The organism is Bacillus pfraonensis (assembly GCF_050768835.1).
Lineage (GTDB): Bacteria > Bacillota > Bacilli > Bacillales > Bacillaceae_G > Bacillus_A > Bacillus_A pfraonensis.
Genome location: NZ_JAHCDO010000007.1, coordinates 96,296 through 123,098 on the forward strand (window position 1 = coordinate 96,296; position 26,803 = coordinate 123,098).

The 26,803-nt window shown below is 36.6% G+C and carries 26 protein-coding genes and 1 riboswitch; of the genes, 17 read left to right on the plus strand and 9 right to left on the minus strand.

Annotated elements, in window-relative coordinates; translation table 11 throughout:
• Nucleotides 1-8: 8 nt before the first annotated feature.
• The 8 genes from KFD70_RS08585 (at nt 9) to KFD70_RS08620 (ending at nt 7,465) form a co-directional block, all read left to right on the plus strand.
• Nucleotides 9-1,298 (plus strand): molybdopterin molybdotransferase MoeA, encoded by a 1,290-nt coding sequence (locus tag KFD70_RS08585; protein ID WP_336450634.1) that lies wholly within the window; start codon nt 9-11, stop codon nt 1,296-1,298.
• A 51-nt stretch (nt 1,299-1,349) separates the two neighbouring features.
• A complete protein-coding gene (locus KFD70_RS08590; RefSeq protein WP_336450526.1) occupies nt 1,350-1,814 on the plus strand; it encodes a molybdenum cofactor biosynthesis protein MoaE in 465 nt (154 codons plus the stop codon).
• A 3-nt stretch (nt 1,815-1,817) separates the two neighbouring features.
• The gene (gene moaD, locus KFD70_RS08595) at nt 1,818-2,054 is read left to right on the plus strand and encodes a molybdopterin converting factor subunit 1 (RefSeq protein WP_336450525.1); all 237 of its coding nucleotides are present in this window, start codon (nt 1,818-1,820) and stop codon (nt 2,052-2,054) included.
• 283 nt (nt 2,055-2,337) lie between these two features.
• Nucleotides 2,338-5,292 (plus strand): formate dehydrogenase subunit alpha, encoded by a 2,955-nt coding sequence (gene fdhF, locus KFD70_RS08600; protein WP_336450524.1) that lies wholly within the window; start codon nt 2,338-2,340, stop codon nt 5,290-5,292.
• Nucleotides 5,292-5,771 (plus strand): helical membrane plugin domain-containing protein, encoded by a 480-nt coding sequence (locus KFD70_RS08605; protein WP_431613128.1) that lies wholly within the window; start codon nt 5,292-5,294, stop codon nt 5,769-5,771. The genes fdhF and KFD70_RS08605 overlap by 1 nt, the downstream gene beginning before the upstream one ends.
• A gap of 373 nt (nt 5,772-6,144) precedes the next feature.
• Nucleotides 6,145-6,555 (plus strand): phosphate-starvation-inducible protein PsiE, encoded by a 411-nt coding sequence (locus tag KFD70_RS08610; protein ID WP_336450522.1) that lies wholly within the window; start codon nt 6,145-6,147, stop codon nt 6,553-6,555.
• Nucleotides 6,556-6,577: 22 nt separating this feature from the next.
• Nucleotides 6,578-6,934 (plus strand): Na-translocating system protein MpsC family protein, encoded by a 357-nt coding sequence (locus KFD70_RS08615; RefSeq protein WP_336450521.1) that lies wholly within the window; start codon nt 6,578-6,580, stop codon nt 6,932-6,934.
• Between the two features lie 153 nt (nt 6,935-7,087).
• The gene (locus KFD70_RS08620) at nt 7,088-7,465 is read left to right on the plus strand and encodes a hypothetical protein (protein ID WP_431613129.1); all 378 of its coding nucleotides are present in this window, start codon (nt 7,088-7,090) and stop codon (nt 7,463-7,465) included.
• A 170-nt stretch (nt 7,466-7,635) separates the two neighbouring features.
• On the opposite strand, the gene KFD70_RS08625 is transcribed toward KFD70_RS08620, so the two are convergent.
• From KFD70_RS08625 to KFD70_RS08640, 4 genes are all read right to left on the minus strand, one after another.
• Entirely contained in the window at nt 7,636-8,772 is a 1,137-nt protein-coding gene (locus KFD70_RS08625; RefSeq protein ID WP_336450519.1) for a Ger(x)C family spore germination protein, read from the minus strand.
• Complete coding sequence (locus KFD70_RS08630) at nt 8,769-9,869, minus strand: endospore germination permease (protein ID WP_431613130.1); 1,101 nt, start codon at nt 9,867-9,869, stop codon at nt 8,769-8,771. Before KFD70_RS08630 ends, KFD70_RS08625 begins: the two co-directional genes overlap by 4 nt.
• The gene (locus KFD70_RS08635; RefSeq protein WP_336450518.1) at nt 9,866-11,404 is read right to left on the minus strand and encodes a spore germination protein; all 1,539 of its coding nucleotides are present in this window, start codon (nt 11,402-11,404) and stop codon (nt 9,866-9,868) included. Before KFD70_RS08635 ends, KFD70_RS08630 begins: the two co-directional genes overlap by 4 nt.
• Nucleotides 11,405-11,769: 365 nt before the next feature.
• Nucleotides 11,770-12,579 (minus strand): alpha/beta fold hydrolase, encoded by an 810-nt coding sequence (locus tag KFD70_RS08640; RefSeq protein WP_336450517.1) that lies wholly within the window; start codon nt 12,577-12,579, stop codon nt 11,770-11,772.
• 350 nt (nt 12,580-12,929) lie between these two features.
• On the opposite strand from KFD70_RS08640, the gene KFD70_RS08645 reads away from it, so the two are divergent.
• Together KFD70_RS08645 and KFD70_RS08650 are read left to right on the plus strand one after the other, a co-directional pair.
• Nucleotides 12,930-14,162, plus strand: coding sequence for an ATP-binding protein (locus KFD70_RS08645; RefSeq protein ID WP_336450516.1), 1,233 nt, complete (start codon nt 12,930-12,932; stop codon nt 14,160-14,162).
• A gap of 12 nt (nt 14,163-14,174) precedes the next feature.
• Nucleotides 14,175-15,395, plus strand: a complete 1,221-nt coding sequence (locus tag KFD70_RS08650; RefSeq protein ID WP_336450515.1) for an ATP-binding protein — start codon at nt 14,175-14,177, stop codon at nt 15,393-15,395.
• Nucleotides 15,396-15,648: 253 nt separating this feature from the next.
• Here the strand turns inward: KFD70_RS08650 and KFD70_RS08655 are convergent, their stop codons facing one another.
• Nucleotides 15,649-17,025: an MFS transporter gene (locus tag KFD70_RS08655; RefSeq protein ID WP_336450514.1), complete on the minus strand. Its 1,377-nt coding sequence runs from the start codon at nt 17,023-17,025 to the stop codon at nt 15,649-15,651.
• Nucleotides 17,026-17,154: 129 nt separating this feature from the next.
• On the opposite strand from KFD70_RS08655, the gene KFD70_RS08660 reads away from it, so the two are divergent.
• Entirely contained in the window at nt 17,155-17,520 is a 366-nt protein-coding gene (locus KFD70_RS08660) for a winged helix-turn-helix transcriptional regulator (RefSeq protein WP_336450513.1), read from the plus strand.
• A gap of 19 nt (nt 17,521-17,539) precedes the next feature.
• Here the strand turns inward: KFD70_RS08660 and KFD70_RS08665 are convergent, their stop codons facing one another.
• Nucleotides 17,540-18,193 carry an HAD family hydrolase gene (locus tag KFD70_RS08665; RefSeq protein WP_336450512.1) on the minus strand — a complete coding sequence of 218 codons (654 nt, stop codon included), beginning with the start codon at nt 18,191-18,193 and terminating at the stop codon, nt 17,540-17,542.
• 138 nt (nt 18,194-18,331) lie between these two features.
• On the opposite strand from KFD70_RS08665, the gene KFD70_RS08670 reads away from it, so the two are divergent.
• Entirely contained in the window at nt 18,332-19,090 is a 759-nt protein-coding gene (locus tag KFD70_RS08670; protein ID WP_336450511.1) for a DeoR/GlpR family DNA-binding transcription regulator, read from the plus strand.
• 24 nt (nt 19,091-19,114) lie between these two features.
• Nucleotides 19,115-19,741, plus strand: a complete 627-nt coding sequence (locus tag KFD70_RS08675) for an HAD family hydrolase (RefSeq protein WP_336450510.1) — start codon at nt 19,115-19,117, stop codon at nt 19,739-19,741.
• A gap of 433 nt (nt 19,742-20,174) precedes the next feature.
• On the opposite strand, the gene KFD70_RS08680 is transcribed toward KFD70_RS08675, so the two are convergent.
• Nucleotides 20,175-20,411 (minus strand): hypothetical protein, encoded by a 237-nt coding sequence (locus KFD70_RS08680; RefSeq protein ID WP_336450509.1) that lies wholly within the window; start codon nt 20,409-20,411, stop codon nt 20,175-20,177.
• Nucleotides 20,412-20,716: 305 nt separating this feature from the next.
• Between KFD70_RS08680 and KFD70_RS08685 the strand changes: the two genes are divergently transcribed.
• Nucleotides 20,717-21,040, plus strand: coding sequence for an iron-sulfur cluster biosynthesis family protein (locus KFD70_RS08685; protein ID WP_336450508.1), 324 nt, complete (start codon nt 20,717-20,719; stop codon nt 21,038-21,040).
• A 112-nt stretch (nt 21,041-21,152) separates the two neighbouring features.
• Nucleotides 21,153-22,058 carry a DMT family transporter gene (locus KFD70_RS08690; protein ID WP_336450507.1) on the plus strand — a complete coding sequence of 302 codons (906 nt, stop codon included), beginning with the start codon at nt 21,153-21,155 and terminating at the stop codon, nt 22,056-22,058.
• A 28-nt stretch (nt 22,059-22,086) separates the two neighbouring features.
• Here KFD70_RS08690 and KFD70_RS08695 read toward each other — a convergent pair whose 3' ends face one another.
• Nucleotides 22,087-22,308: a hypothetical protein gene (locus KFD70_RS08695; protein ID WP_174100125.1), complete on the minus strand. Its 222-nt coding sequence runs from the start codon at nt 22,306-22,308 to the stop codon at nt 22,087-22,089.
• Nucleotides 22,309-22,568: 260 nt separating this feature from the next.
• Here KFD70_RS08695 and KFD70_RS08700 point away from each other — a divergent pair, with 260 nt between their 5' ends.
• Nucleotides 22,569-22,940, plus strand: a complete 372-nt coding sequence (locus tag KFD70_RS08700; protein ID WP_336450506.1) for an ATP synthase subunit I — start codon at nt 22,569-22,571, stop codon at nt 22,938-22,940.
• A 483-nt stretch (nt 22,941-23,423) separates the two neighbouring features.
• Here KFD70_RS08700 and pckA read toward each other — a convergent pair whose 3' ends face one another.
• Nucleotides 23,424-25,010 carry a phosphoenolpyruvate carboxykinase (ATP) gene (pckA, locus tag KFD70_RS08705; RefSeq protein ID WP_336450505.1) on the minus strand — a complete coding sequence of 529 codons (1,587 nt, stop codon included), beginning with the start codon at nt 25,008-25,010 and terminating at the stop codon, nt 23,424-23,426.
• Nucleotides 25,011-25,239: 229 nt separating this feature from the next.
• Nucleotides 25,240-25,361: riboswitch (SAM riboswitch) on the plus strand.
• A gap of 166 nt (nt 25,362-25,527) precedes the next feature.
• Here pckA and metK point away from each other — a divergent pair.
• The gene (metK, locus tag KFD70_RS08710; RefSeq protein ID WP_336450504.1) at nt 25,528-26,727 is read left to right on the plus strand and encodes a methionine adenosyltransferase; all 1,200 of its coding nucleotides are present in this window, start codon (nt 25,528-25,530) and stop codon (nt 26,725-26,727) included.
• Nucleotides 26,728-26,803 lie beyond the last annotated feature (76 nt).

Below are 26,803 nucleotides of genomic sequence, written 5' to 3' on the forward strand. Positions count from 1 at the left end.
GAATGATGATAACAAAACGAATCCCTATTGCTGTAGGCGAATGTGTTCATAAAGTAATGGAATATGCCAAAAATGGCATGAAGGAAATGATACCGCTTGAATTCGCCTATGGTCGTTTCTTAGCGGAAGACTTAATAGCTGATCACAATGTTCCTTGGTTTGATCGTTCTCCATATGATGGGTTTGCTGTAAGAGCAGAAGATACCGAAAAAGCTTGTTCTGATCAGCCAATAGCATTAAAAGTGGTAGGAGAAATCGGTGCAGGTACAGTTTTTCATGGACAAGTTGGGGCATTTGAAGCGGTTCGTATTATGACGGGTGCTCCAATTCCAAGAGGATGTGATGCGGTTGTCATGCTTGAATTAGTGAAAGAATATACAAAGGGTAATCGAAAGTTTATTGAGATGAAGCGGTCTCTTAATAAAGGTGATAACATCTCCTTTGCAGGTGAAGATGCAAAAAAAGGAACAGTTTTAGTGAAAAAAGGGACTTATATCAATCCGGGTATTTCAGCGCTATTAGCAACATTCGGATACAATCAGGTACCTGTTGCTAAAAAGCCTGTTGTGGGAGTCTTAGCGACTGGAAGTGAACTTCTTGACGTAAGTGAACCACTAGCGCTAGGAAAAATTCGAAATAGCAATTCGTACATGATTCTGGCCCAAATTGAAAGAGCTGGAGGAAATGTTAAATATCTCGGAAAATTAAGTGATGAATTTGATAGCTGTTTTGCTGCTGTCAAAAACTCTTTATCCGAAGTAGATATACTCATTACAACAGGCGGCGTGTCAGTAGGAGACTATGACTATTTACCAGCTATCTATGAAAAGTTAGGAGCATCGGTTCTTTTTAACAAAGTAGCGATGAGGCCGGGCAGTGTAACAACAGTAGCTCAATTGAACGGGAAACTATTATTTGGTTTATCTGGAAATCCGTCTGCTTGTTACGTAGGATGTGAATTATTTGTTCGTCCTGTTATTCGTACGTACTTATTCAATGACAAACCACATCTGAAAAGAGAAAGCGCATATTTAGGAGAGGATTTTGTAAAACCTAATCCATTTACTCGATTTGTAAGAGGAACTCTTTCCTATAATAAGGGCCAGTTAATCGTTTCTCCTTCAGGTTTTAATAAATCTGGCGCTGTTTCCTCTTTAGCTAGAGCAGATGCATTTATTGTTCTACCAGGAGGCTCAAGAGGGTATAAAAAGGGAATGGTTGTTGATGTGTTGCTATTAGAAGATGTACAAGGAAGTGAATGGCCTTGGGAAAACATTGTTCCATCCTATAGATCATAGGGTTTCAAAATAGTGGCAAAACAACATGAATGGAAGAAGTGGTGAAAACAGGTGAAACAAGAGTTATTTAAAATTGTACATGACACGATATCTGTAGAAGAAGTAACAAATCAAGTTTCAAGAAGAGAAGCTGGTGCAATTACAATTTTTGTTGGAACTGTGAGGGAAATTACAAAAGGGAAGAGAACATTATCTCTTGAGTATCAAGCATACGAATCAATGGCAGTAAAAATGCTGAGCCAAATCGGGAAAGAAATTAAGGGGAAATGGCCGGATACACAGGTCGCTATAACGCATAGAATAGGTAAATTAGAAATAACAGATATTGCTGTCGTTATCGCGGTTTCCTCCCCGCATCGTAAAGCGGCGTACCAAGCAAATGAATATGCCATTGAACGAATTAAACAAATTGTGCCTATTTGGAAAAAAGAATTTTGGGAAGACGGAACGATGTGGATTGGAGATCAATTAGAGACCACTAAATATCCAGAAGGACAACCAGGCAAGGAGGAATAAGAAGTGATTACGGTTTTATTTTTTGCAGGAATGCGTGAAGAAATTGGCTTAGATGAATTAAAGGTAGTCGAAGCGGAGAATATGACGATTCATCAACTAAAACAATATCTTCAAAATAAGTATTCTCTTTCATCTTTTAATCAAGTTATGACAGCTATCAACGAAAGCTTTGTAGCAGATGATGAAACGATAAAAAATGAAGATATCATTGCATTTATCCCTCCGGTAAGCGGGGGATAAGACGGGGACTTCTTTATTAGCTATTAGAAGAATTTGTTGTTGAGGTTAAATGTTTAAAGTATTATAATGAAAATATAAACGCAAATATGAAAAAAATCATTGATGTTGGGTAACGACAAATTGCTTTAACATCCTGTTTCTTTTCATTATACGTGGTGAGAAGGATTGCTAGTAGGATCAAACTGCTTAGTTATTAGCCCGCCATAAAATAGAACGTGTATTTCAATTATACACTCTATTTTATGGCGGGCTTTTTTGATTTCTTTAAAAAGGAGAATGAACAATGGGAGGAACAGTACGAGTAAGAATTAATGGGCAGCAACATGAAGTAAAAGAAGGGACTCGAATTCTTGATTATCTTTTAGAACAAGGAGTGGAACATCCACACATCTGTTATTCAGAAGTTTTAGGTCCCGTTCAAACTTGTGATACATGTATGTGTGAAATCGATGGCAAAATTCTGAGAGCGTGTTCGACAGAATTTGAAGAAGGCATGAATATTTTAACTTCCTCAGAAAGAGCCAAAAATGCACAAACAGAAGCAATGGATCGCATTTTAGAGAATCACTTACTATATTGTACCGTTTGTGATAATAACAATGGAAATTGTCGTGTTCATAACACAGCAGAACTGTTAGAAATTGAACATCAAACTCGTCCATTTAGGGAAAAAGGATACGAGGTGGATATGTCGCATCCTTTTTACAGATATGATCCAGATCAATGTATCCTTTGTGGACGTTGCGTAGAAGTATGTCAAGATTTACAAGTAAATGAGACCTTATCGATTGATTGGGAGCGTGAAATTCCACGTGTCGTGTGGGATGATGGTAAGTCTATCAACGAATCGTCTTGTGTATCTTGCGGACAGTGTGCCACAGTTTGTCCATGTAATGCATTAATGGAAAAATCAATGTTAGGTGAAGCGGGGCTTATGACCGCGATTCCAAAGGACTTACTAAACCCTATGGTTGACCTTATTAAAGAAGTCGAACCGGATTATAAAACAATTTTTGCATTATCAGAAGTGGAAGCAGCTGCTCGTGATAAACGTACGAAAAAGACAAAAACAGTTTGTACATTTTGCGGTGTAGGATGTTCGTTTGAAGTATGGACAAAAGGACGCAAGATTTTAAAAGTTGAACCAACTGAAAATAGTCCTGTAAACAGTGTTTCAACATGTGTGAAAGGGAAATTCGGATGGGGCTTTGTGAATAGTGAACAACGTCTTACGACTCCTTTAATTCGAAAAGGAGAAGCATTTGTTCCTGCTACTTGGGAGGAAGCACTTACATTAATCGCGGAAAAAATGGGTTCCATTAAAGAAACGTTTGGAGGAGATGCGATTGGCTTTGTAAGTTCATCGAAGACAACAAACGAAGAATCATACCTGATGCAAAAATTAGCTCGTCAAGTGTTTGGTACAAATAACGTGGATAACTGTTCTCGCTACTGTCAATCTCCTGCAACAGATGGATTACTGGCCACTGTTGGGTATGGAGGAGATTCAGGTACCATTCGAGATATTGAAAAGGCAGGTCTTGTTATCACGGTTGGTGCGAACCCAACTGAAGGGCATCCTGTTTTAGCGACACGGGTGAAGCGTGCGAAGAAACTACGTGGACAAAAATTGATTGTGTCAGATCTTCGTAAGCATGAACTGGCAGAGCGTTCTGATTTATTTTTACATCCGAAACAAGGAACGGATTTCGTTTGGTTAACTGCTATTGCGAAATATATAATTGATCAAGGTTGGCACGATGAAGCATTTATTAAAGCTCGTGTAAATAATTACAAAGAGTATATAAAGCTTCTTAAAAAATATACACTCGACTACGCAGTCGAAGTGACAGGTCTTCCAAAAGAACAACTAATGAAGACAGCTAAAATGATTCATGAAGCAGATGGAACATGTATTTTATGGGGAATGGGTGTGACTCAAAATGTCGCAGGTTCTCATACGTCAGGTGCGATTGCTAATCTTCTACTCGTAACAGGTAATTTCGGTCGTACTGGAGCAGGAGCATTTCCACTTCGTGGTCATAACAATGTGCAAGGTTCATGTGATATGGGGTCTCTGCCACAGTGGCTCGCAGGAAATCAGCGTTTAACAGACAGCGCAGCACGCGCTAAGTTTGAAAAAGCTTATGGCGTAAAAATTTCTGAAAAACCAGGACTTACGAACATTGATATGTTAAAGGCATCAGAAGAAGGAAAACTAAAAGCGATGTATCTTATGGGGGAAGACATGGCATGGGTAGATTCAAACGCCAATCATGTGCATGAAACGCTTAGTAAGTTAGAGTTCTTTGTTGTACAGGATGTGTTCTTAACAAAAACAGCGCAGTTTGCGGATGTTGTGTTACCGGCAGCTCCATCTCTTGAAAAAGATGGAACATTCACCAATACAGAACGACGTATTCAACGTCTATATCAGGCACTTGAGCCACTAGAGGAATCAAAACCAGACTGGTGGATTATTCAACAAATTGCTAAATATATGGGATTGGATTGGGGCTATAAACATCCAAGCGAAATCATGGACGAAATTTCTAATCTTTGTCCGACTTTTGCGGGAGTATCATACGAGAGACTTGAAGGATGGAATAGTTTAATATGGCCGGTACAAAAAGATGGCACAGATGAGCCACTTCTTTATACAGAGCGGTTCAATTTCCCTGATGGAAAGGCGCGTTTTTCTCTTACAGAATATATTCCGCCTATTGAATTTGCGCAAGATTTTGATCTTACATTGAACAATGGACGACTTTTAGAACATTTCCACGTTGGAAATATGACAAATAAATCAAAAGGTCTTCAATATAAATTACCTGAAGTGTTTGTGGAAGTCTCACCTGAACTTGCTAGGGAACGGAAGGTGGAAGATGGATCATTAGTACGCCTTATTTCTCCATATGGTGCGATTAAGCTTCGTGCAGTTGTAACCGATCGAGTTCAGGGTAAAGAATTGTATGTTCCTATGCACTCAGTAAGTCATGAAAATGCGATTAATCTTTTAACTGGAAGTGTTGGAGACGTTCGGACACAGACTCCAGCCTATAAACAGAGCAAAGTAAAAATGGAGGTAGTACCAGCGAAAGGACGCAGACCGCTTCCGATGTATAATCCTCGTTACGCAAAACGTAATCCTCAGCTAGGTGTCCAAGTGGAACGCAAATGGGCACGCAAAGATTACGAAGCAATTGCGGATTTGAATATATCAGGAGGTAAAAAATAATGGCAAAGCCAATTACGAAGATAGATGAGCCAATCCTTACCGAAAAGGAAAAACAAGATCAATCACTGAAAGAGGTTTTACAAGACTTATCCCAAAATGCTGATGGGATTAAAGAGACTATGCAACTTCTCCAAGAACTCCACGAAAGTGGAATTCTTGGGGCAATTAACAATCTCGTTGAAGCAAAAGAACAAGTAGCCAAAATAGCAGTAGGACAAATGTTACGTCCCCCTGTAACAAATGCTATTAATAATGCGATGGCTGCAGGTGGACTATTAACAGAAATGAACCCTGAAACAACAAAAAAATTGGTGGGAGGCCTATCAAAAGGTCTTCAAAAAGCAGAGGAAGGGTTACAGACGAATAAAAAAGTTAGTGTTTTTGATTTAGTAAAATTAATGAGAGATCCTGATGTGAATCGTGTTCTGAAATTTTCTATTGATTTATTAAAAGGCTTAGGTGAAGGACTAAAGGATTAGCCTCAGTAGGGGACTCATAATTAGAAACAACAATTTAGTAGCCAGGATAGAAAGTTCATAATTGGCTCTATACGGCTCTTAGATTGTGATTCAAGAATTTTTCTTCATCTGTTTTCGGTAATTTCTGGATACAGATGAGGGAAAGTTTTAATCTTTGTTTTTAATGATGTATTTTTCTAAAGTTCATATTTATGGACTATATTATTTAGGGTTCTGTGAGTATGTTCTTTCACCGAATCCATTCCATACTTATTCTTTCTAATATTATTCTTTTTATACATGGTGTAAAAAATGGAAATAAAAAATAGATTAAGTTGTCTTTGGGGGAAATTCCATTCAAAGCGAAAGGGGATAATAAAGATGGAGGATACTGATGTTTGGAACGGATAAGCTAAAAAAGGGGAAGTGGCTGATAAAACTATATCAAACGATATTGAATGCAGCATTGATTTTTCTTAGCTTTATGCTTGCTTATTTTCTTTTTAGAGAACTTTATTACATTGTAAAAGATATTTTCTGGGGTAATGGGAATATTCATGAGATTTTTGGTAAAATACTAATATTTTTCTTATATTTCGCTTTTATTTCTATGATTGTACGATATTTCAAAGAAGATTACCATTTTCCATTACGATACCTTCTATACATTGGGATTACAGCTACAATTCGATTTATTATAGTAAATAACGGAGAACCAATTCAAAATTTCTGGTTATCTATAGTAATTTTTGTACTTACAATAAGTTATATAATTTTACCTACTACAGAAGCTAAAAAAGATTAAAGGATTAGATAGGAGAAATGAAATGAAAAAAAATGTGGAACATCAATTCAATATGTTACTTCGTGAAATACGTAAAGAATATGTTGGAAATGGGCCAAAAGAAATTACGACTCGTTTTGTAGGCCCTTGGGCTATTAGTGAGATGAAAGGCAATCTGACGAATGTGGAACATTTTATGATGGGTTCAACGGAAGGAAAACGAGTCGTTCATGAGGCACGAACGAAGTTAGTAAAACAGATTTACAAGAATCCTGTGGTTTTGAAAAAAATTGAGGAAATAACAGAAGCAAAAGTTGTGAATATCTTTACAGATATTGATATAGAAACTGATACAGCAATGACTATTTATGTATTTGACAAAACTATTCATAGAGAATGATTATCTATCATTTTGAATAACAATGGACTTATATCTTAGAATGGAAATGATAAGGCTAGGGTTTACATATGAAACCCTAGCCTTTGAAGACTCTTTAAAGATTATAACAATTAAACAATCATATAAAGATATAAAAAAGAAGGAGGAGCAGTAATGGATATCAAAAAAATGTTAGAGATGATAAAGGTAACAGAGGTTGATACAGAATTACTTATTTCCAAAATACACAGAAATCTCATAAACCTTTATAACAAAAAAGATATCGGAGATTACACTGAAATTTTAAACGATATGTTAGTATTAGCGGTTCATCTTAAATTTGATATGGTTTTAAAATATTTTGGTGCAGCTCCAATTGTTGCTGCGGATGAAAGAATTCAATTTCAGGAAATATTTAAGTGTCTAGGAACAAGAAACAACAATAAAGATTGGTTTTTAAATTTATTTTCTCTATTTTTAGGAATAGCTATTGTTTTTAAATTTGATACAAGTGAAATGGAAAGGAATTTCTGCGAAAAGAGAAGAAGTTGATGTTTTTTCTTTTGTTAAGAATCATGCATTTGCGAATATCCCCGGACTATGACCAAAACAGGAGAATCACCCACCTCAAGCTTGTGTAGAGGTAGGTGGGGATAGTTCAATTGAATAAGTGTATGCACCTGCATGCTATGAAGTAAAACCTTGCGTTTTTGTAACATCTTTCATTCGATAATTCCATTTTCTAGAATTCTTAGAGTGGGTGTTACTTTAACACTTGCTTCTGAGAACGTATTGGGCCATTCATTTTCAATTTCTTTCCATTGTTTATATTGAAAGGCACGTGCATAATCGCCAAACCCGAATGGATCAAGCTTCTGTCTTTGGACCTTATGGATTAAGTCATTGAAATCTTTCTCTAGCTTTTTCGTAATAAGTGCAGTTAGTTTCTCCACATCTTTTTTCATGTCTATATCAAATGTACGCTCTGCGATGGAAGCCTTGAGTTTCATTTTCATATCAAAAACAAAATGATTTCCATTATAGCGAGTTGAAATATCCCTGTTTATATCAAGAACATTTATCGTTACAAAGTCCTTTCCTTTTGTATTCCGAAGAGAACTATGGGTTGCAACTGGTGCAGAAGGTATATGTATTGTAAGGGAAACGGGCGGGATTGCCTCCTTTTGCAGCATAAGAAGCAGGGCGCTTTCAGTACGATTTAAAGACATCTTATAGATTCCTCGGCGAGTTAAAAGCGCAGAACCAGTGACTACGAGTTCCCTCTTTCCTTTTTCTACCTCTGAGATTGCAGGTGTTATCCCCTTATTAAAAGTTTGTCGATGGAATTCATGAAAAGTAGTAAAAACTGTGCGATTATATAGTTTGTTTGTATTAATCAAATCAGTCAAGTATTCAGGAAGTGGCGGCTTATCTTTAAAGACATTATATATAATAGAAGAAATGGGTCCTTTCACAGCAACAAGACGCATATTTCCTGTGTTTTTTGGATCACGATACCATACATCAAGGTAAGGCATAGCTCCTTCCTTTTCTAAAAAATTTTGGCTGAATAAGATGAGTTGTAATTTTTCAGTAGAAACTAAGCCGTTACTTGAGCTATTAAACATTTCTTTCGCTTCCCTTGGTGTATTCACTCGCGATTCATGTACTTCATACTTTTTCTCAACATCTTCATTAAAATTAGGGATTAAATTGTAAACTGTCAATTTTCCTTTTTTATTCGTATCAAACCCGTAAATTAATGATATAGATTGTTTTTCCAAGTCTAGTCGGTCCATGCAGCCTGTCAGAAGGGTTAACAGAAAGCAGGTCAAGATGAACTTCATGAACTGTATCATTTACTTCTCCTCCTTTGCCACCGTTGACAAACTGTTATGTATAAGAGAAAGACAACAGGAAATATAAAAGAAAAGAAATAACTAGTTCTTCCCCATAATTCCCTTAACGCATCTATTTGGTAAGAAGAAGGTGTGTAGAAGAAAAAAATGAAAACACATGCGGATAGTAAGATCCAAATAGGCAACGGTCCCCCTTTTTTATTAAATAATTCATTTATTCCATCCGTAGCAGTAAAAATGTAGGGAATACAAGAATCAAAGATAACAAAGAGATAGAACGACAAAAAAATAATTTCAAATCGTTCGAGAAATGAAAAGTGAAATGGTGTAACAAGAGAAAGTGTTGGCCATAAAAATTTTGTTATCCCATCCGGGCTAAAATAAACGAAACAAACGAGAGTGACTTGAAGATAAATGAACAACGTAATTACATTGGCGATGAAAATGCCTTTTCCTGCAGATTGTTTGTTATTCAGATAAGGATAGAGGACAAATGCAAATTCAAATCCGAGAAAGGCAATTATGGTTGATTTTACCGTATTAAAAATCGGCAGCCACCCTTCCTTTAAAAGCGGGAGAAGATAGATCCAATGGCTATCTTTCAGCGGAATAAATAATAAGAGTGGCATCCAAAGCGTAAAGAAGAAATGAAAGACTGCATAGCGACTTATGATCCGCACTCCTCCGTGAGTTAACATATACATTGGAATAGCTAATAAAAGCATAATTAAATAACCTGGAGTTCTAGGTAAAATCCAAATATGAACCACCAATAAGAGAGAAAAAACCAAGGAAACAGCTGCGAGCAGAGAATATAGAATCCAGAGAATCATCCCTAATTTTCCTAGCCATTTCCCTAAATAACGAGTCAGCACATCAAGTAAAGTATCTCCAGGATGCTTTGCCATGATTTGCACAATACATAGACTCACCAACGTAGTGAGTGCCCATCCGATAATAATTGAAATCCACCCGTCTGTGCTTGCTCCTTGGGCTACCTCTCGCGGGAGCGTCAGTACCCCGAATCCAACTTGAACACCGCTAATCGTTAGAATATACTGTAGTAGAGAAATTTCCCGCTTTACACATTTGTTCACTTATGATCCCCCTTTTCTTTCATGTTTCCTTGCTTGTTTCCTTGTTTAGGTCGGAGAGATAGTGGTCGTTTCTTCAGCAGCCGCTGTGGTAAACGAATAAATGCATCTTTCAAATCGGAAATATGCAAGGGAGAAACGGGACTACCATAAGGAACACCGAGTGATTCTAAAGAAAGTAAATGAATAATGATCACTGTCATCCCGACCATAATCCCAATTATGCCGAACATAGAGGCGATAATCATCATGGGAAAACGAAGGAGACGAATTCCTGATGACATTTCCAAATTGGGAATAATGAAAGATGCAATCGCGGTGATGGCTACGACAATCACCATAACATTACTTACAATCCCAGCCTGAACTGCCGCCTGCCCAATCACAATCCCGCCTACAACGCCTATCGTTTGTCCGATGGGACCAGGAAGCCGAATGGCTGCTTCGCGGAGCATTTCAAGCACCAACTCCATTAATAATGCTTCCAATATAGGGGGAAAAGGAATTTTGGCACGTGATTGCCCAATTGTTAACAGCAATTTGAGCGGAAGAACTTCATAATGAAAGGAAATCATAGCGATATAAAGAGCAGGGGCAAAAATCGCAATAAATAATGCCGTAAGACGAAGCAAACGTATAAATGAAGCGATAGCTGATCTTGCACTGTAATCATCTATGGTTTGAAAAAAGGCTGGAAAAGTCATAGGCCCAATTAATACACCTGGTGAGCGGTCTACAACAATAGCAATTCGACCTTGCAGCAGCTGGTGTGCAGTTGTATCTGGACGCTCAGTTATAGAAAACTGCGGAAATGGGGTGTATGAGTTATCTTCAATAAGACCTTCTAACGTACCAGTACTAAGAATTGTATCAATTTTGATAGATTGGAGACGACATTCCATCTCTTTAAGGGCATCCTCATTTGCAATATCTGCCAGATAAAGCATAGAAACCTTGGCACTTGCTCGTTCTCCAACATTGAAATTTTTGACCTTTAACTCACGATTTGGGATGTAACGACGAATGAGGGCAATATTTTCGCCAGCTATTTCCGTAAAACCTTGGTGTGAGCTTTTCAATGAGGCTTCTGTCGATGGCTCCTGAATATTTCTCTTTGGTCCCCCTTGTGTTTCGAGTTCCAATGCTGTTACCTGACCATCAATAAGTAAAATGCTTTTACCATGTAGAAGAGCCTGTTCAATTTCTGACCATCTCTGAACCTTTTTGATCTGCCCAATGGAAACAGAAGACTTCCAAAAATCTTGCTCATTCCATTCCTGAAATAAGAGGGGGCGAAGAATATCTATATTGATGACAGTTTTATCTACTAATCCCTCCATATACACGAGTGCAGCTCCTTGTCCATTCTTTAATGGAAAGGTTCGCGTAATCAGCTCTGGAATTCCGTCAAATAGCTTGGACAAATGATTTAGATTTATGGAAATAGAAGAAGCAATCATGCTGTTTAATACATTGTCAGCTTGTTTCTGCGTAGAAAAAGATTGTTTCCCTCGTAGCCGTTTATGAAAAGAGTCCATACATTCACCTTTTCCCTTGTTGTGTTTCATATGGTTTATTATGGAGGATTAGGCGAAGACATATACTTTTTTTAGATCATAGAGAAAATGAACGATTGTAAGGAAACTAAATGAAATATTGCAGAAGAGGATGTTCGTGCAAAATGGTAAATGAAATTTTATCGGCGATTTTTCAAATATATCGATCATTTCTCACAATATATCAGCGATTCGACAAAGGATATCGACCATTCGGCAAATAGCGACACAAAAACAAGAATCTGTTGTCTTTTGTTTCACGCATTAATGGGCAGTAAGACTCTCTAAACTAGGTGGGGGATGAAGACCCCCCGCAGATTAAAGTTTCACCTTATTAGAATTGTTCATTACGTGTTCAAGAACTCTAAAAGCACCTTATTAAGATCATCTGCTTGATCAATTGGTGATCCATGGCCACTGTTAGTAAGGGGATATAATTTAGAGCCTCTAATTCGTTGCTGCGTAATCTCAGCGCTTTTGAAAGGAATGAGTTGATCATGAACCCCGTGGAATATCATTGTTGGAACATGAATTTGACTTAAATCTTTTGTTACATCTTCGTTTGCGGCTGCTTGAAGGATTTTAATAAGAGCATAGGAAGCGGATTGCAGTCCGAGGTAGGAAAACCAGTCTAACGTAGCGGAACCTAGATTCCGATTAAAAAACATTAAGGACACATCGCTAAGAAATTTAGGAAGATTCATATACATTTGATGAATAAGGGCATCAGCTTGTTCTTTAGAAACACCGTAAGGGGACTCTTGTTTTTTCACAAAAGAAGGAGAAACAGCATCTATTAGTGCTAATTTTGAAATATGTCTTCCGTTATAGCGAGACATGTATCGAATTGAAAGGGAGCCGCCGACAGAAAAACCAACTAAAGTAGCATTTTCTATTTGAAGGGCGTCTAACACAATCGCAATATCATCAGCTAAACGATCGTAGGAATAACCGGTCCAAGGTTTATCAGATTGTCCATTTCCTCTGATATCCATTGCAATACAACGGAACCCGTGTTGTGGTAATACGTTAAATTGATATTGATACATTTGATGATTTAGTGGCCAACCGTGAACAAAAAAAACAGGCTTGCTGCCAGGGCCAGGGTTAATATCCTGTACAAAAATATGTACATCTTTTTCGACTTTAACAAACATTGCCTCGCCTCCCATTAACTTAATAGTTTCCTATTCTTTAACTCGGTCACCAAATTGTTATTTTGTTATAGCCGTAATAAATTCAGTATAAAATAGTGTAGTTTTTTCTCCAGTTATGACATCAGGTTTTCCTTCGATGTGTAAAGCCCCCGTATTATAAGTATTATATTTCATATTTTTTATGATTACGAAATAACGAGTTAGTCGGATTGCTGTCACAAATGTATAAATGAAGTTAAATTTTCCTACATTATTCGATATTGCTTTGGTTAAACCTAATAGTCGTTTATTATAATAATGTGTGTTAGTAATCATATACTGAAAGTATATGGGGTTGGGGAAGTGTTAAAGTGAAAGAAAACTTTATTTCATTTCAAGAAGAAAAGAAAAATGCCTGCCTCTTTTTATGGGTATTGAGTATTGTATGGGGTATATACGAAATAGTTTATTCTATTATGCTAGGAGATTCTGTACCACTTATAAGATTAGATGTTCAAGTTCCAAAGTTTTTGTATGGGGCTTGCTTAATCGCATGCAGTATGTATCTGATAAAAAGAGAACAGGCATATCGTGTTAAGTACATATGTTTAATAGCTTATATGTTTTCGGAAAGTTTTAATTTGTATTGGTATGCAATTCACAATAAAGTAGCATTTAATGATGGGAATATACTTGAATTTGTTTTTATTTTATTTGTGCCAATTTTTATGAGTAAAAGATATTTACTGTGGCTATTTTTGATTTTAATGGGGAAATATAGTGTATTTTTGGTCCTGGGAAAAAAAGGGGCATTTATGCCGTTGGTTATGTATAGTCTTTTATTATTTGTAACGTATCTCTTATTGAATCGATTTTTACAGTACCTTTCTGCTGTAAACAATGTAATGATAGAAAAACGAGAGTCTGAAAAGCTCGCAGTTATTGGGAGAATGGCTGCGTCTGTTGGACATGAAATTAAAAATCCACTTTCATCATTAAGGGGATTTACACAATTGCAGAAAGAGAAATATATAGAGGATAAAGTGTATGAACAGATGATTGATGAAATTGAGCATATAAACAATATGATCAGTGAACTGATGGTAATGGCAACTTGTAAGCCTTCTACCTACAATAGTTATTTAATAGAAGAAATTGTATCAAATGCGTTGAAAGAAATGAGTGTAGAAATCAAGAGGAAACAGCTGTATCTCACTTATGATGCCGCACCTGATCAAATAAAAATAGATTGTGATCATCGTAAATTAAAAGGAGTATTTCTATACATAATAAAGAACGCAATTGAAGCGATGGAACATGCCGGAACACTTCAGATACATATAAACAAAAGAAATGAAGATGGTGTAATCGTAAGTATTGTAGATAGTGGGTGCGGCGTGCAGGAAGAGAATTTACAGCGTCTAACAGAAGCTTTTTATACGACAAAGAAAAATGGCATAGGTTTAGGGCTGACGGTTGCTTGTAAAATTATCGAAGAACATAATGGGGAAATACATATTACGAGTACAAGAAACGTAGGAACGAAAGTAGATATTATTTTACCTAGAATGCAAGATGAGGTGAAGCATATCTATTGTGAATAGAGGAGTTACTACATGGACAGTGTTTATAAATTAACAAAGGAAGAGATTCGAACGTTAAAGCTGTTTTTAAGTTTATTCTTTACGACTTTTTTTATTTATGATATTGCATATTATTATATTATGCCTAGGCTAGAAGGGGGAGGAGATGGGGCACCAATTCTAGAAAGGGGTTTAGGGATATGGTTGTATATTCTCATGGTTATATTGGTGTTTGTGGGAATATATGTGGCGAAGCGACAGAATCCATATGCTGTGAAATATATTATTTTCATAGGATATAATATATTAGATTTCATTCATAATTTTATCATTTACTATGGAACAGGTTTAGAGTTTGATGCAGGGAATATAGTAGAGGGATTTTTCTTCCTTTTTGCACCACTCTTTGTGAACAAACGCTATTTTTGGTTAGTAACGGGAGGGACAATAGTAAAGTATGCGTTAATGGGATTGGTTGTGAATTCTTTTATTGTTCTTATTCCTATTGTCCTTTGTAGCTTATTTTCCATTATAGGATGGATAATTTTATTGAGGTTCCAATCTTATATACGCACAATTGAAATGATGCATAAGGAATTGCAACAATCGGAGAAGATGACTGTAATTGGAAGAATGGCGACGGTTATCGGGTTTAAAATGCGTAATCCACTAATGCTATTAAAAAGCTTTGTTAGCAAACAACAAGAAAAGTATCCTGAGGACAAAATATATTGTGATATTATGGAGCAAGAAATCGAAAGAATCGATACAATTGCCACCGAACTTGTAGAGCTTGGAATTTCTAAGCCAATGGAATGCGGGAATCATAATATAAAAGACATTCTTTCGTACGTTGTAAGAATTATGGGGCAGCCTGCTTCGGAACGAGGAATTAAAATACATACCATTTATAAAGGTGAGTTACCAAGTATAACATGTAACGAAAAACGTTTAAAACAAGTGTTTTTAAATGTAATAAAAAATGCGATTGAATCAATGCATACGGGTGGGACAATTATAACCCAGGTAGCTGTAAAAGATGCTATGATTATTCGGATTACAGATGAAGGATGCGGCATACCGAAAGACAAAATTCCTAAACTGAGTGAAGCTTTTTATACAACGAAAGATGATGGAACTGGCTTAGGATTAATGGTTACATATAAGATTATTGAAGAACATCAAGGGAAAATACAATTTGAGAGTGAAGTTGGTGTAGGGACTACGGTTGAGATTGTGCTCCCAATTTCGTAATAACAAAAAAAGAGAAAATTCGTCCACTAAACGAATTTTCTCTTTTTTGATGTCATAAGCCTTACATATTATTAGGGTTCTAGTAGTCCTTAAGTTTCCAAGATAGCAATTTGCAAGAAGAAGGATTACTGACAGATTGCTTTAGGATTATATCATATAAAGTATCAAGAAATGATATGCAATATTTCATATTATCGTTTAGAACAACGTAGTCAATTGATAGGTAGATGTTTACGTAGAAAAAAGGAAGCGGTTATCTTTTTAGAAATCGCCAAGTAAGAAAGCTAGCAAAAAGATAGGAGATTCCCATAGCTAAGAAACTATATTTTGCACCCACATACCATGATGAAGATTCATGTAGAATGATGCCCATAATTGCTACCCCAACTAATGCGCCTACTTGCCGATTTACATTTAAAGTAGCCCCCGCTATATTTCCATGTTCACGACCAGCAGCTTGCATAACAGCCGTTGTCATGGCAGGAACAGAGATACCTATTCCAAGGTTGACAATCGCATATATGATTGCTAACAACCAATAAGGTGTGTCTGGTGAAACAAAAATTAAAAAGAATGAGCCTAAGCTTGCAATAAGTAAGGAAATGAGCATCAGTAATTTGGAACCGAAGCGAGGTGCTAGCTTAGCGAATAAGAGATTCCCGATTACAAAGACAGCCATCATTGGTAATAACTCGAGTCCAGCTAGAAAAGGACTAGCGCCTCGCGCATGTTGAAGGAATAAGCCGAACATAAAAATCCCACCAAACAATGCAAAGTTAATTAAAAAACCGACGATATTTGCCGGAGAAAATTGTGAATTACGAAATAATGAAAATGGAATAATTGGTTGCTTTGAATTACGCTCAGCGATGATAAATAAACTAGCAGTTACAATTGTAAAAAGAAACCCTCCCAGTATTTGAGGTGAAGTCCAGCCGTAGGAGGGACCTTCAATTAGACTAAAAGCTAGGATAGCCAAAGTGATCACTCCTAATCCATGGCTGAGAAGATTTAGTTTCATTTGCTGGCGTGGTGAAGCAGAAATAACATAGTAAGCCATGAAGATACCAATGATCCCGATTGGTAGATTGATGATGAAAATACTCCGCCACCCAAAGGAGTTTACGAGTACTCCTCCAATGAAAGGGCCAATTCCTGAAGCGACTGAAACGATAGCAGACCATAGCCCAAACATTTTTGCACGTTGTTTTTCATCAGAATAAGAAGCAGCCAAAAGATTAAGAGAGCTTGGCATAAATAGTGCTGCACCTGCACCTTGAAAAATCCGTGAGATAATAAGAGTATTTCCAGCTGATGCGATAGAGCAGAAAAGTGAAGCAAGAACGAAACAAACGAGTCCAATTATATACATATGTTTCGCACCAAAGCAATTTGCAAGTGACCCACCGATAAGAAGGAAAGATGCAAATGATAAAATGTATCCATCGACAATCCAAGGTGCACTAGAAAGTTCTACATGTAAATGGTCTTGAATGTCAACAATCGCAACATTTACGACAGTCACATCAAGCGTGGCCATAATAAACCCCATTGCGAGCGTAAGTAAAGTGATGATGCTAGAAGGTTTCACTTGTTTTGTTTCTACATGTGCTACTGAGTGTGTACTCATGTCAAAGCCCCCTAATAGATATTTACTAATATTTCCCTAAACACTATAATAAATAAAGTGCTTTATTTATGGAAGTACTGATTTTTTATATAGCTACTTCACTTTTGTATAGTTAAGGGGATGGATACAATGTGCGGAAAAGAAGAGCAAAACATATCAAAGTGTTCCATTGAAAAAACGATGAATGTAATCGGTGGCAAGTGGACGTTTCTCATTTTACGAGACTTATTTTACGGACCGAAGCGATTTGCAGAATTAGAAAAATCACTAATTGGTATTAGTCCAAGAACACTTTCATTACGCTTAAAAGAATTAGAGAATGAAAACATTATAGACCGAACTGTTTATTCAACAATGCCACCTCATGTGGAATATTCTTTATCAGAAAAGGGACAAACACTTCGTTCGATTTTTGATGCGATGAGGGAGTGGGGAGATTTGTGGGGAGTTTTAGATTTAGAACAAGATAAAAAGAAAAGTACATCACTTAGCTAAAAGTGATGTACTTTTCTTTTTATACTGTGGTTAGTTTTGTATCAAGTAAAGGAACAAAATCCTGTATGCTTTCTATAAAATAATCTGGTTGTACAGAGAACTCTGGAGATTGATAGTTTGATAACCATTGGACACCAATTGTGAGTACACCTGCTTGCTTGCCTGCAAGTATATCTGCATCACTATCCCCTATGAATACTGCTTGTTCTTTTGTTATATTCAATGCGTTTAAGACGTGGAAAATTCCTTCAGGATTAGGCTTTGGTTTGATTACATCATCCCCAGTAATAATGTAATCAAATAAGGAATCTAGTTCTAATGCTTCCAAAGAAATATCTAAACTTCTGCGGGCTTTCCCAGTTACGATAGCTAACTGGAATCCCTTTCTCTTTAAATCTAATAAAAGATTGGCTATTTCAATATTTTTATCTACGTACTCATGGTGTTTTTCTTTATACCACTTGTAATATTTTTCAACAGCAGCTTCTTTATTATGTGAAAGTAAGTTGGAATGAATAATCCCAACCTCACTCGGACCAAACATCGAAAGAATATCTGAGTCTGTTAGAATCTTATTGTCAAATTCTTGAAATACATTTTGAAACGAATAATAACATAAAGGCAATGTATCAGCTAATGTTCCATCAAAGTCTAGAATAATTGTACGTAGCATTTTCCCACTCCTTCAAGCATATTTGTTGATGAGTCTTTCTTAATGTTAAGTTAAAATAAGTATAATTGATTGTTTGTTTGTGTGTTATACTTAAAATAACTTAAAAGAACTTAAAAGTAAATAGAATTAGGTGATAAAATGAATCAGGAAGAAAGATTAATAAGAATAACGGAATACTTGAATGGTCATAAAACAATGAGCTTGAAAATGATGTGTGAATTGTTTCGTGTCTCAAGAGATACAGCACGAAGGGATATTGTGAAGCTAACAAATGAAACAGAAATTGTTCGAACGCATGGTGGGGTAGCTTTGCCTTCTTTTCACCACAAAATTTCGGATTACGTAAATCGAGAAGAGAAAGAGGCTGAGTATAAGCAATCTATTGGAAAAACAGCAGCATCTTTCGTGCGAGATAATGAAATTATTTATCTTGATGTTTCCACAACTGTTAATTGTATGGCTTCGTTTTTAGAAGCAAACAATGTGACAGTTGTAACAAATTCCATTGATACAGTAAATCGTTTAGCAGATACTACTAATGTAAATATTCATATTTTAGGTGGACATTTGAATAAGCAATCGCGCCATGTAACAGGGTTTGCAGCTATGGAAAAATTAAAGGATTATCATTTTGATAAAGTATTTATTGGAGCGCCTGGAATTACAGAAGAGGGTGTTTACTATGCATTTGAAGAGGATATATATTTTAAACGTGAGTTAATCAAACAAACGAATCAAGTATTTTTACTCATTGATGCTACAAAGTTTAACCAGCGTCAAAGCTTTAAAGCGTTGCAGTTAGAAGCGATTGACACGATTGTTACAAATGATAACGTTCCAGAGCGTTTAAGTGATGTTGTGAGAAATCATGGTATTGAAGTCGTGCTGGGAGAGTAGTGCAAGAAAAAGGGGGATATGGAGATGAAGGGAATTATCTTTGATATTGATGGCACAATTTTAGATACGGAGAAGGCAGTTTTATATTCATTACGAAAAACATTGCAGGAAGAAGGGGGTCAGTACGACTTAGAAGATTTACGGTTTGCATTAGGGATTCCGGGGATTGCTGCGTTACAGAAATTAAGGGTAGCGAATATAGGAAGGGTTCATGAGAAATGGACTAAGAATATGTCGGAATTTAAAAATGAAATAAAGGTTTTCGAGGGAATCGAAGAAGTGATACAAGCGGTAGCTCCATATAATATTCGAACAGGGATTGTCACTTCGAAAACAAGACAAGAATTCGTTGATGATTTCGAACCATTTGAATTGCATTCATACTTTGAGCATTCTATTTGTGTGGAAGACACAAGCAATCACAAACCACATCCGGAACCATTATTAACATGCTTACAACGACTAAATATCAATGCTAGCGAAACAATCTATATAGGTGATTCCCTGTATGACTTACAATGTGCAAAACAAGCGGGGGCAAAATTTGGTTTAGCACTCTGGGGAGCAAAAACAACAAAGGGATTTGAAGAAGCTGATTATGTTTTTCAAATTCCTCATGAAATTTTGCAGGTAGTAACAAGAGATATGTAGGCTTAGCTACATATCTCTTGTTATATAAAATTACTATTGTTAAAAAACTTATTGTGAAAAATACAAATATTATAGTATATATATATAAATAACTGCATTAGAATAATTTGTATTTTGTGAGAGGGGAGACAGATGTTTTCTAAAGGCATATGGCCTATATTTTTTATAATGCTCTTTTCTTTGATAGTAAAAGATATCGTATTAAGTGTACTTGTTTATGTATATGAAATACCAGATTCCGGTTTTTTCAGTGTTAAAACATTAATTGGATTTATCATATTTGCTTTCATATATGCGCCCTTATGGTGGGTGTTTAACAAGAGAGAAGAAAGAAAGTCACGTGTAAAAAAGGTTAATTTGAAAATGATTCAGCCTTAAGATGTTACATGTATATGAAACAAAAAAAGGATTCTTAGTGAATCCTTTTTTATAATCAATCTCGCATATAAAATCTAATGACTTTCTTTGTATCCATATCAACAAAAACATCTACATTTCCAAGTGTGTAAGAACGATCAGATGGAAACGAAACACGATAGACGTTTTTTCCGATATAAGAGGAATCTTTGACAGAAGATATTCCGGCTTGCAATGTTTCGATTGTAATTGTAGCATTCTTCCAGCCGTCACTTAGTTCTTCTTTCGTATGTTCAGATAATTGATCCCACACGTTTTCTTTAATTCGTCTTCAGGGGAAGTGTTACATGAGCTAGTAGGCTTGTGGATGAATTAGCAATAAAAGAGAAAGTCTTTTGACTTTTGAAGCCCCCAATTCAAACAGACTGTAAGGTCGTTAAGTGGTGGGGAGTTCACTTTGAAATAAAGAGTCTAATGTGTTAAATCTGGCATAATACATCCCCTTTTATCGCATATATTGTATGGTAGTCGAAATTTTCTGTATACAACAAATGGATAGAATTCTTAAAAAGAATGGTACAATATAAGAATGATGTATAGAGGTAGGAGGACTATTGAATGTACGTTACTGTAACAGATGCAGCATATAAAAAAATTATGGATATGATTCCGAATGAAGCGAAGTTTATCAAATTATTTTACGATAATGAAGGGTGCGGCTGCGTGATGAGTGGCATTATTGATTTAGTAGCTGTATCAGAAAAAGATGAACGTGATGTAGATATTGAATCGAATCAATTGCAGTTTATTGCGGATCGTACGAAGCTTGTTTTTATGGATGATAAGTTGACTGTTGATTTACATGAATCAGGAGGACATTTTCAATTGAAAAGTCCAAGTCAATTTTATAATCCAAATATGAAACTTCATATTCGAGTATAACTTATTAAGGAGGAGCAAATTGAATGCTCCTTTTTCTGATGCAATTTTTCATGTAATGAAATGTACATATGATTGAATTTTCTGTATAATTTTCCGTGCGGAGGGGATACGTGTGAGAAGATGGGGGATTGAATTATTACTTTTAAGTGTAGTTATAATTTGGGGTGTCAATTATACAATTGGAAAATACGGGCTTGTAGAATTTACAGCCATTGAGTTTACTGCGCTCCGTATGATTACAGCAGCACCGCTATTATTATTACTTACATTGTATATTGAAAAGTCATTGCATATGGAGTTACGGGATATACCGAGGCTCATTGTAGTTAGTGTTGTGGGAATCGTGCTGTATCAAACATTATTTATGGAAACTATCAAATATACATCTGCTACGAACGCTTCCTTACTCATTTCTATATCACCTATTTTTACAACGATGTTTGCAGTTTTTTTGAAACAAGAGAAGTTTTCTCAGCGAAAGCTAGTCGGTTCTATTGTAGCTTGCATTGGTGCTGCTCTTGTTTTATTAGCTGGGCATTCACTGGCTGGTTCCTTTTATGGAAATGGGATTGGACTCATTACATCGATATGCTGGGGGCTTTATCCAGTTCTAGCAGGACCACTGATTAAAAAATATTCAGCACTTCGCGTGACTGCATGGTCAGCAGTTGTTGGAGCTATTCCACTCGCTATACTAAGCGGATGGCATATTTTTTCATTGCCGTTTCAAATTGAACAAGGAATGACATGGTTTGCGCTATTATATTCTATTTTCTTTGTCACAGTATTTGGCTTAGTTATGTGGTATATTGGAGTTCAAAAAAATGGGGCCTCTCATACAATGGTGTATATGTATATTACGCCATTTGTTGCAGTTGTATTTGCGGCGGTATGGGCGAAGGAATATATTTCGTTGCAACAAATGATCGGCGGGGGGATTATTTTTCTCGGTTTATGGTTTGTGAAATCTGAAAAGTTTGAAACGCAGTCAATTGCGCCAGAACATATATCAAAATAGGAAAACAGATCAGTTATGATCTGCTTTCCTATTTTTTTATTTTGGGCAGAAATATAAGGAACAAAATAGCAGTAATAAGTGGAAGTAAGTTGAGAAAAGGTATGCGAAACAGTGCAATGAGAATAATCCCAGGAAGAAGAACACCGAGGACAGCATAGAAAATACTATGTTTTTTTGTGTACCAATATAACGAGAGTCCTATAAGTGCAGGGATAATGAGGTGGATGAGAGCCATTAAAAAATAAATCATTAGAAGCCCCCTTTACTTGTGTACTTACTACATCATATCCATATGTTTATAGATTGATATCACTTTTTTGTAAAACTATGAAAAAATGTTTGAAAAAAAGTCATAAATTGCGCCTGCCTTCAAACTAGAAATCTTGTATAATATTATTTCCGAAAAATATTTTAACAACATAAGTGTAGTGTTTATGTTGTTTTTCTTTGAATATAACAGATAAAGTCTGATGATATGTAAATAAGATGATAATGGTAAAGGAGAACTGCATGATTAGTATGTCACTAAGGTCATTTAAAATTCAAATGTATTATTTGTTAGGTGCGATGCTATTAGGATGGGCGATGACACCTTTTTCTGCACACTTTCTAGGTGCGGGGATTGGTTTACTTGTTAGTATGTATTGTGTTTGGATTTTAGGAAGACGTATTGAAAAGCTTGGAGATAGTATTGTAAAAAAGAGTAAAGCACCAACACTTGGTATGATTAATCGCTTTGCAGCAGCGATTCTCGGTGCGATTATTATGTATGAGATTGAACACCATATGGTTATGTGGGCGTTTGCTGTTGGGATTATGGGTGGTTACTTTTTAATTGTTATTAATTTAGGATACTATAGCATGAGAGATGCGAAGAAATAAATACAAAAACCTTTTCTTTTAGTTGAGAAGAGAGCGTCCGGCGATGTGTAGCAGCGGTCAGTGCTTTTTTGGCTCCATGCCGTGTGTGAAAACAAAGGGAGCAAGTGAGAGGGGAATCCATTTTTATTTCTGAAGCCGTGATGTGTATGTTGGGAAATCAAAATATACAAATTTTCCCTCCTGGTATATCCCTTTTCTTTTTGAGTAGGGAGAGAACGTCCGGCCATGGATAAAGGCGGTCAGTGCTTTTTTTCGCTTCATGCCGTGTGAAAGTAAAAGGAGCAGGTGAGTAGGAAATTTGCATTAGGAGTACCACGAAAGTAAAAGAAAGAAGCTTACGTTTTGATCGTAAGCTTCTTTTTTATTGTAAGTATGTGCAACCAGCAAAGCCGCATGGGTTTTGTCGGTGAGTACGCGATCCTTTTAGGTTACAACATGCTTATTCATATGAGTAAAGGTCATTCAGACAGTAAAGGTTTTAAATTAAGCGATTGGACCGCCCAATTTGATAATATCTTCAGAAATGTTCTCGAATTTTTTGAAGTTTTCTTTGAACTTATCTGCAAGTTCGATTGCTTTTGCTTTGTAAGCTGCTTTATCAGCCCATGTTTGTTCAGGCATTAATACTTCATCAGGTACACCTGGTACATGTAGTGGTACTTCAAGACCGAAGATGTCATGTTTCGCTGTTTCAGCGTTATCAAGCTCGCCGTTTAATGCCGATTGTACCATTGCACGAGTGTAGCCTAAGTTCATACGTTTTCCAACGCCGTATTCGCCACCAGTCCAGCCAGTGTTTACTAAGAATACTTTCGCATCATGTTTCTCAATCTTTTCACCAAGCATTTCAGCATAGCGAGATGCATCAAGTGGTAAGAATGGAGAACCGAAGCAAGTTGAGAATGTTGCTTGCGGAGAAGTTACGCCGCGCTCAGTTCCAGCTAGTTTACTAGTGTAACCGCTTAAGAAATGGTACATAGCTTGCTCTTTATTTAATTTACTGATTGGAGGTAATACTCCAGATGCATCAGCAGTTAAGAAAATAATTGTGTTTGGATGTCCTGCAACACTTGGCACTACGATATTATCAATCGCATCAATTGGGTATGCAGCACGTGTATTTTCTGTTAATGTAGTATCATTATAATCTGCAATACGTGTTTGATTATCAATTACAACGTTCTCAAGCACTGATCCAAATGTAATTGCATCAAAAATTTGTGGCTCTTTTTCATGAGACAGGTTAATACATTTCGCGTAGCAACCGCCTTCAATATTGAATACGCCGTTATCAGACCAACCGTGCTCATCATCACCGATTAATTTACGGTGTGGGTCAGCAGATAGTGTTGTTTTACCTGTTCCAGATAAACCGAAGAATAAAGCGACATCGCCTTCTTCACCTACGTTTGCAGAGCAGTGCATTGATAAAATATCTTGTTCTGGAAGTAAGAAGTTCATAATAGAGAAAATTGATTTTTTCATTTCTCCAGCGTATTCCGTACCACCAATTAATACGATGCGTTTTTCAAATGAAACCATGATGAATGCTTCAGAATTTGTGCCGTCGATCGCTGGATCTGCCTTAAAGCTTGGTGCAGAAACAATTGTAAATTCAGATTCATGATTTGCTAATTCTTCTTCAGTTGGACGAATAAATAATTGATGTACAAATAAATTGTGCCATGCATATTCGTTAACAACTTGTAATGGAAGACGATAGTTGCGATCAGCACCAGCGAATCCTTTAAACACGAATAATTCGTCTTTTTCCTTTAAGTACTCTAATACTTTTGTATATAATTTATTAAAATGTTCTTCAGAAATCGGTTGGTTTACAGATCCCCAAGCAATCTTATCTGCAACCGATGCTTCTTTCACAATGAATTTATCTTTAGGAGAACGTCCTGTATACTTTCCTGTAGAAGCAGAGACGGCACCAGTAGAAGTTAATTTCCCTTCGTTTCTCATTAGTACTTTTTCCACTAATTGTGGAACGCTTAGTTGAATCTGTGCATTGCTTCCGTTCAGTAATTCGTGTAATCCAATTTGGACATTCACAGTACTCATATTTATATACCATCCTTTTCATTTTAATGAAATATTTCTCGTAATCCCCACCAAGAGTATAACACAATCATATAAATAATGTATACTATTTATTTATTTTTGTTTGTGTGAATGTATAATTTTCCTATTAATATTTTGTTCGACAAGAAATGCGAAAAACTTGTAGGAATATGTGAATATTAATTGACAAATGAATATCATTTCTTTAGTATAGGTTGGGACGGATACTCTCTTATCCCGAGCTGGCGGAGGGACAGGCCCGATGAAGCCCAGCAACCTCACTTGTATTGGTAAAAACAAGTGAATAGGTGCTAAAACCTGTGCGAGGCGCAAGGTCTCGAACGATAAGAGCGAAGGGCAAAAAGCAGTATGCAAGTAGCAAATTAAACCTTTTCTCTATAAATAGGAAAGGTTTTTCTTTATGCTTGTGTGGGAGAATAAATGAATGTCGCAGTTTGTGGCAAATTAAGGATGAGTTCCGTACAATATATACAATTACTGTAGGGAGGTTTACCACATGACAAAACAACGTCATCTGTTCACATCTGAGTCTGTAACTGAAGGACATCCAGATAAAATTTGTGACCAAATTTCTGATTCAATTTTAGATGCGATCTTAGCAAAAGACGCAAATGCACGTGTAGCTTGTGAAACAACAGTAACAACTGGTTTAGTATTGGTAGCGGGGGAAATTACGACTTCTACTTATGTAGATATTCCAAAGATCGTTCGTGAAACAATCCAAGGAATCGGTTACACTCGTGCAAAATACGGATTCGATGCAGAAACTTGTGCAGTTTTAACATCTATCGATGAGCAATCTGCTGACATCGCTATGGGTGTTGACCAAGCGTTAGAAGCACGTGAAGGTCAAATGACTGACGCTGAGATTGAGGCAATCGGTGCAGGGGACCAAGGTTTAATGTTTGGTTTCGCATGTAATGAAACAAAAGAATTAATGCCACTTCCAATCTCACTTGCTCACAAATTAGCTCGTCGTTTAACGGAAGTACGTAAAGATGAAACATTAGATTATTTACGTCCAGACGGTAAAACGCAAGTTACAGTTGAGTATGATGAAAATGGTAAACCAGTACGTATCGATACAATTGTAATTTCAACGCAGCATCACCCAGAAGCTACGTGGGAACAAATCGATCGTGACTTAAAAGAGCAAGTAATCAAAGCTGTCGTACCAGCAGAATTAATGGATGAGGAAACAAAATTCTTCATTAACCCAACTGGCCGCTTCGTAATCGGTGGACCACAAGGGGATGCTGGTTTAACAGGACGTAAAATCATCGTCGATACTTACGGCGGATACGCTCGTCATGGCGGCGGTGCATTCTCTGGTAAGGATGCTACAAAAGTTGACCGCTCTGCGGCATACGCAGCTCGTTATGTTGCGAAAAACATCGTAGCAGCTGGCCTTGCTGAAAAAGCAGAAGTACAACTTGCATACGCAATCGGCGTAGCACAACCAGTATCAATTTCAGTTGATACATTCGGCACTGGTAAAGTATCTGAAGAAGTACTAGTAGAACTAGTTCGTAACAACTTCGATCTTCGCCCGGCTGGCATTATCAAAATGTTAGACTTACGTCGCCCAATTTACAAACAAACAGCAGCTTACGGACACTTCGGACGTACTGATGTAGATCTTTCATGGGAACGTACAGACAAAGCAGCAGCTTTAAAAGAGCAAGCTGGTCTATAATATAAGAAGAAAAAGCTTTGCGCGAAGGCGCAAAGCTTTTTTTATTGTATGGATTATAAGTTCAAGCTTGCTTGGA

Bases quoted from the DNA above. Each gene is read 5' to 3' on its own strand.
- KFD70_RS08640 (WP_336450517.1), bottom strand. From the start codon at position 12,579: ATGTTTGTTAAAGTCGAAAAAGATGTACATATTTTTGTACAGGATATT.
- KFD70_RS08665 (WP_336450512.1), bottom strand. From the start codon at position 18,193: ATGCTACGTACAATTATTCTAGACTTTGATGGAACATTAGCTGATACA.
- KFD70_RS08670 (WP_336450511.1), top strand. From the start codon at position 18,332: ATGAATCAGGAAGAAAGATTAATAAGAATAACGGAATACTTGAATGGT.
- KFD70_RS08620 (WP_431613129.1), top strand. From the start codon at position 7,088: ATGGATATCAAAAAAATGTTAGAGATGATAAAGGTAACAGAGGTTGAT.
- KFD70_RS08635 (WP_336450518.1), bottom strand. From the start codon at position 11,404: ATGGACTCTTTTCATAAACGGCTACGAGGGAAACAATCTTTTTCTACG.
- KFD70_RS08700 (WP_336450506.1), top strand. From the start codon at position 22,569: ATGATTAGTATGTCACTAAGGTCATTTAAAATTCAAATGTATTATTTG.
- KFD70_RS08605 (WP_431613128.1), top strand. From the start codon at position 5,292: ATGGCAAAGCCAATTACGAAGATAGATGAGCCAATCCTTACCGAAAAG.
- metK (WP_336450504.1), top strand. From the start codon at position 25,528: ATGACAAAACAACGTCATCTGTTCACATCTGAGTCTGTAACTGAAGGA.
- KFD70_RS08650 (WP_336450515.1), top strand. From the start codon at position 14,175: ATGGACAGTGTTTATAAATTAACAAAGGAAGAGATTCGAACGTTAAAG.
- KFD70_RS08615 (WP_336450521.1), top strand. From the start codon at position 6,578: ATGAAAAAAAATGTGGAACATCAATTCAATATGTTACTTCGTGAAATA.
- fdhF (WP_336450524.1), top strand. From the start codon at position 2,338: ATGGGAGGAACAGTACGAGTAAGAATTAATGGGCAGCAACATGAAGTA.
- KFD70_RS08610 (WP_336450522.1), top strand. From the start codon at position 6,145: ATGTTTGGAACGGATAAGCTAAAAAAGGGGAAGTGGCTGATAAAACTA.
- KFD70_RS08660 (WP_336450513.1), top strand. From the start codon at position 17,155: ATGTGCGGAAAAGAAGAGCAAAACATATCAAAGTGTTCCATTGAAAAA.
- KFD70_RS08625 (WP_336450519.1), bottom strand. From the start codon at position 8,772: ATGATACAGTTCATGAAGTTCATCTTGACCTGCTTTCTGTTAACCCTT.
- KFD70_RS08695 (WP_174100125.1), bottom strand. From the start codon at position 22,308: ATGATTTATTTTTTAATGGCTCTCATCCACCTCATTATCCCTGCACTT.
- KFD70_RS08675 (WP_336450510.1), top strand. From the start codon at position 19,115: ATGAAGGGAATTATCTTTGATATTGATGGCACAATTTTAGATACGGAG.
- pckA (WP_336450505.1), bottom strand. From the start codon at position 25,010: ATGAGTACTGTGAATGTCCAAATTGGATTACACGAATTACTGAACGGA.
- KFD70_RS08685 (WP_336450508.1), top strand. From the start codon at position 20,717: ATGTACGTTACTGTAACAGATGCAGCATATAAAAAAATTATGGATATG.
- KFD70_RS08655 (WP_336450514.1), bottom strand. From the start codon at position 17,025: ATGAGTACACACTCAGTAGCACATGTAGAAACAAAACAAGTGAAACCT.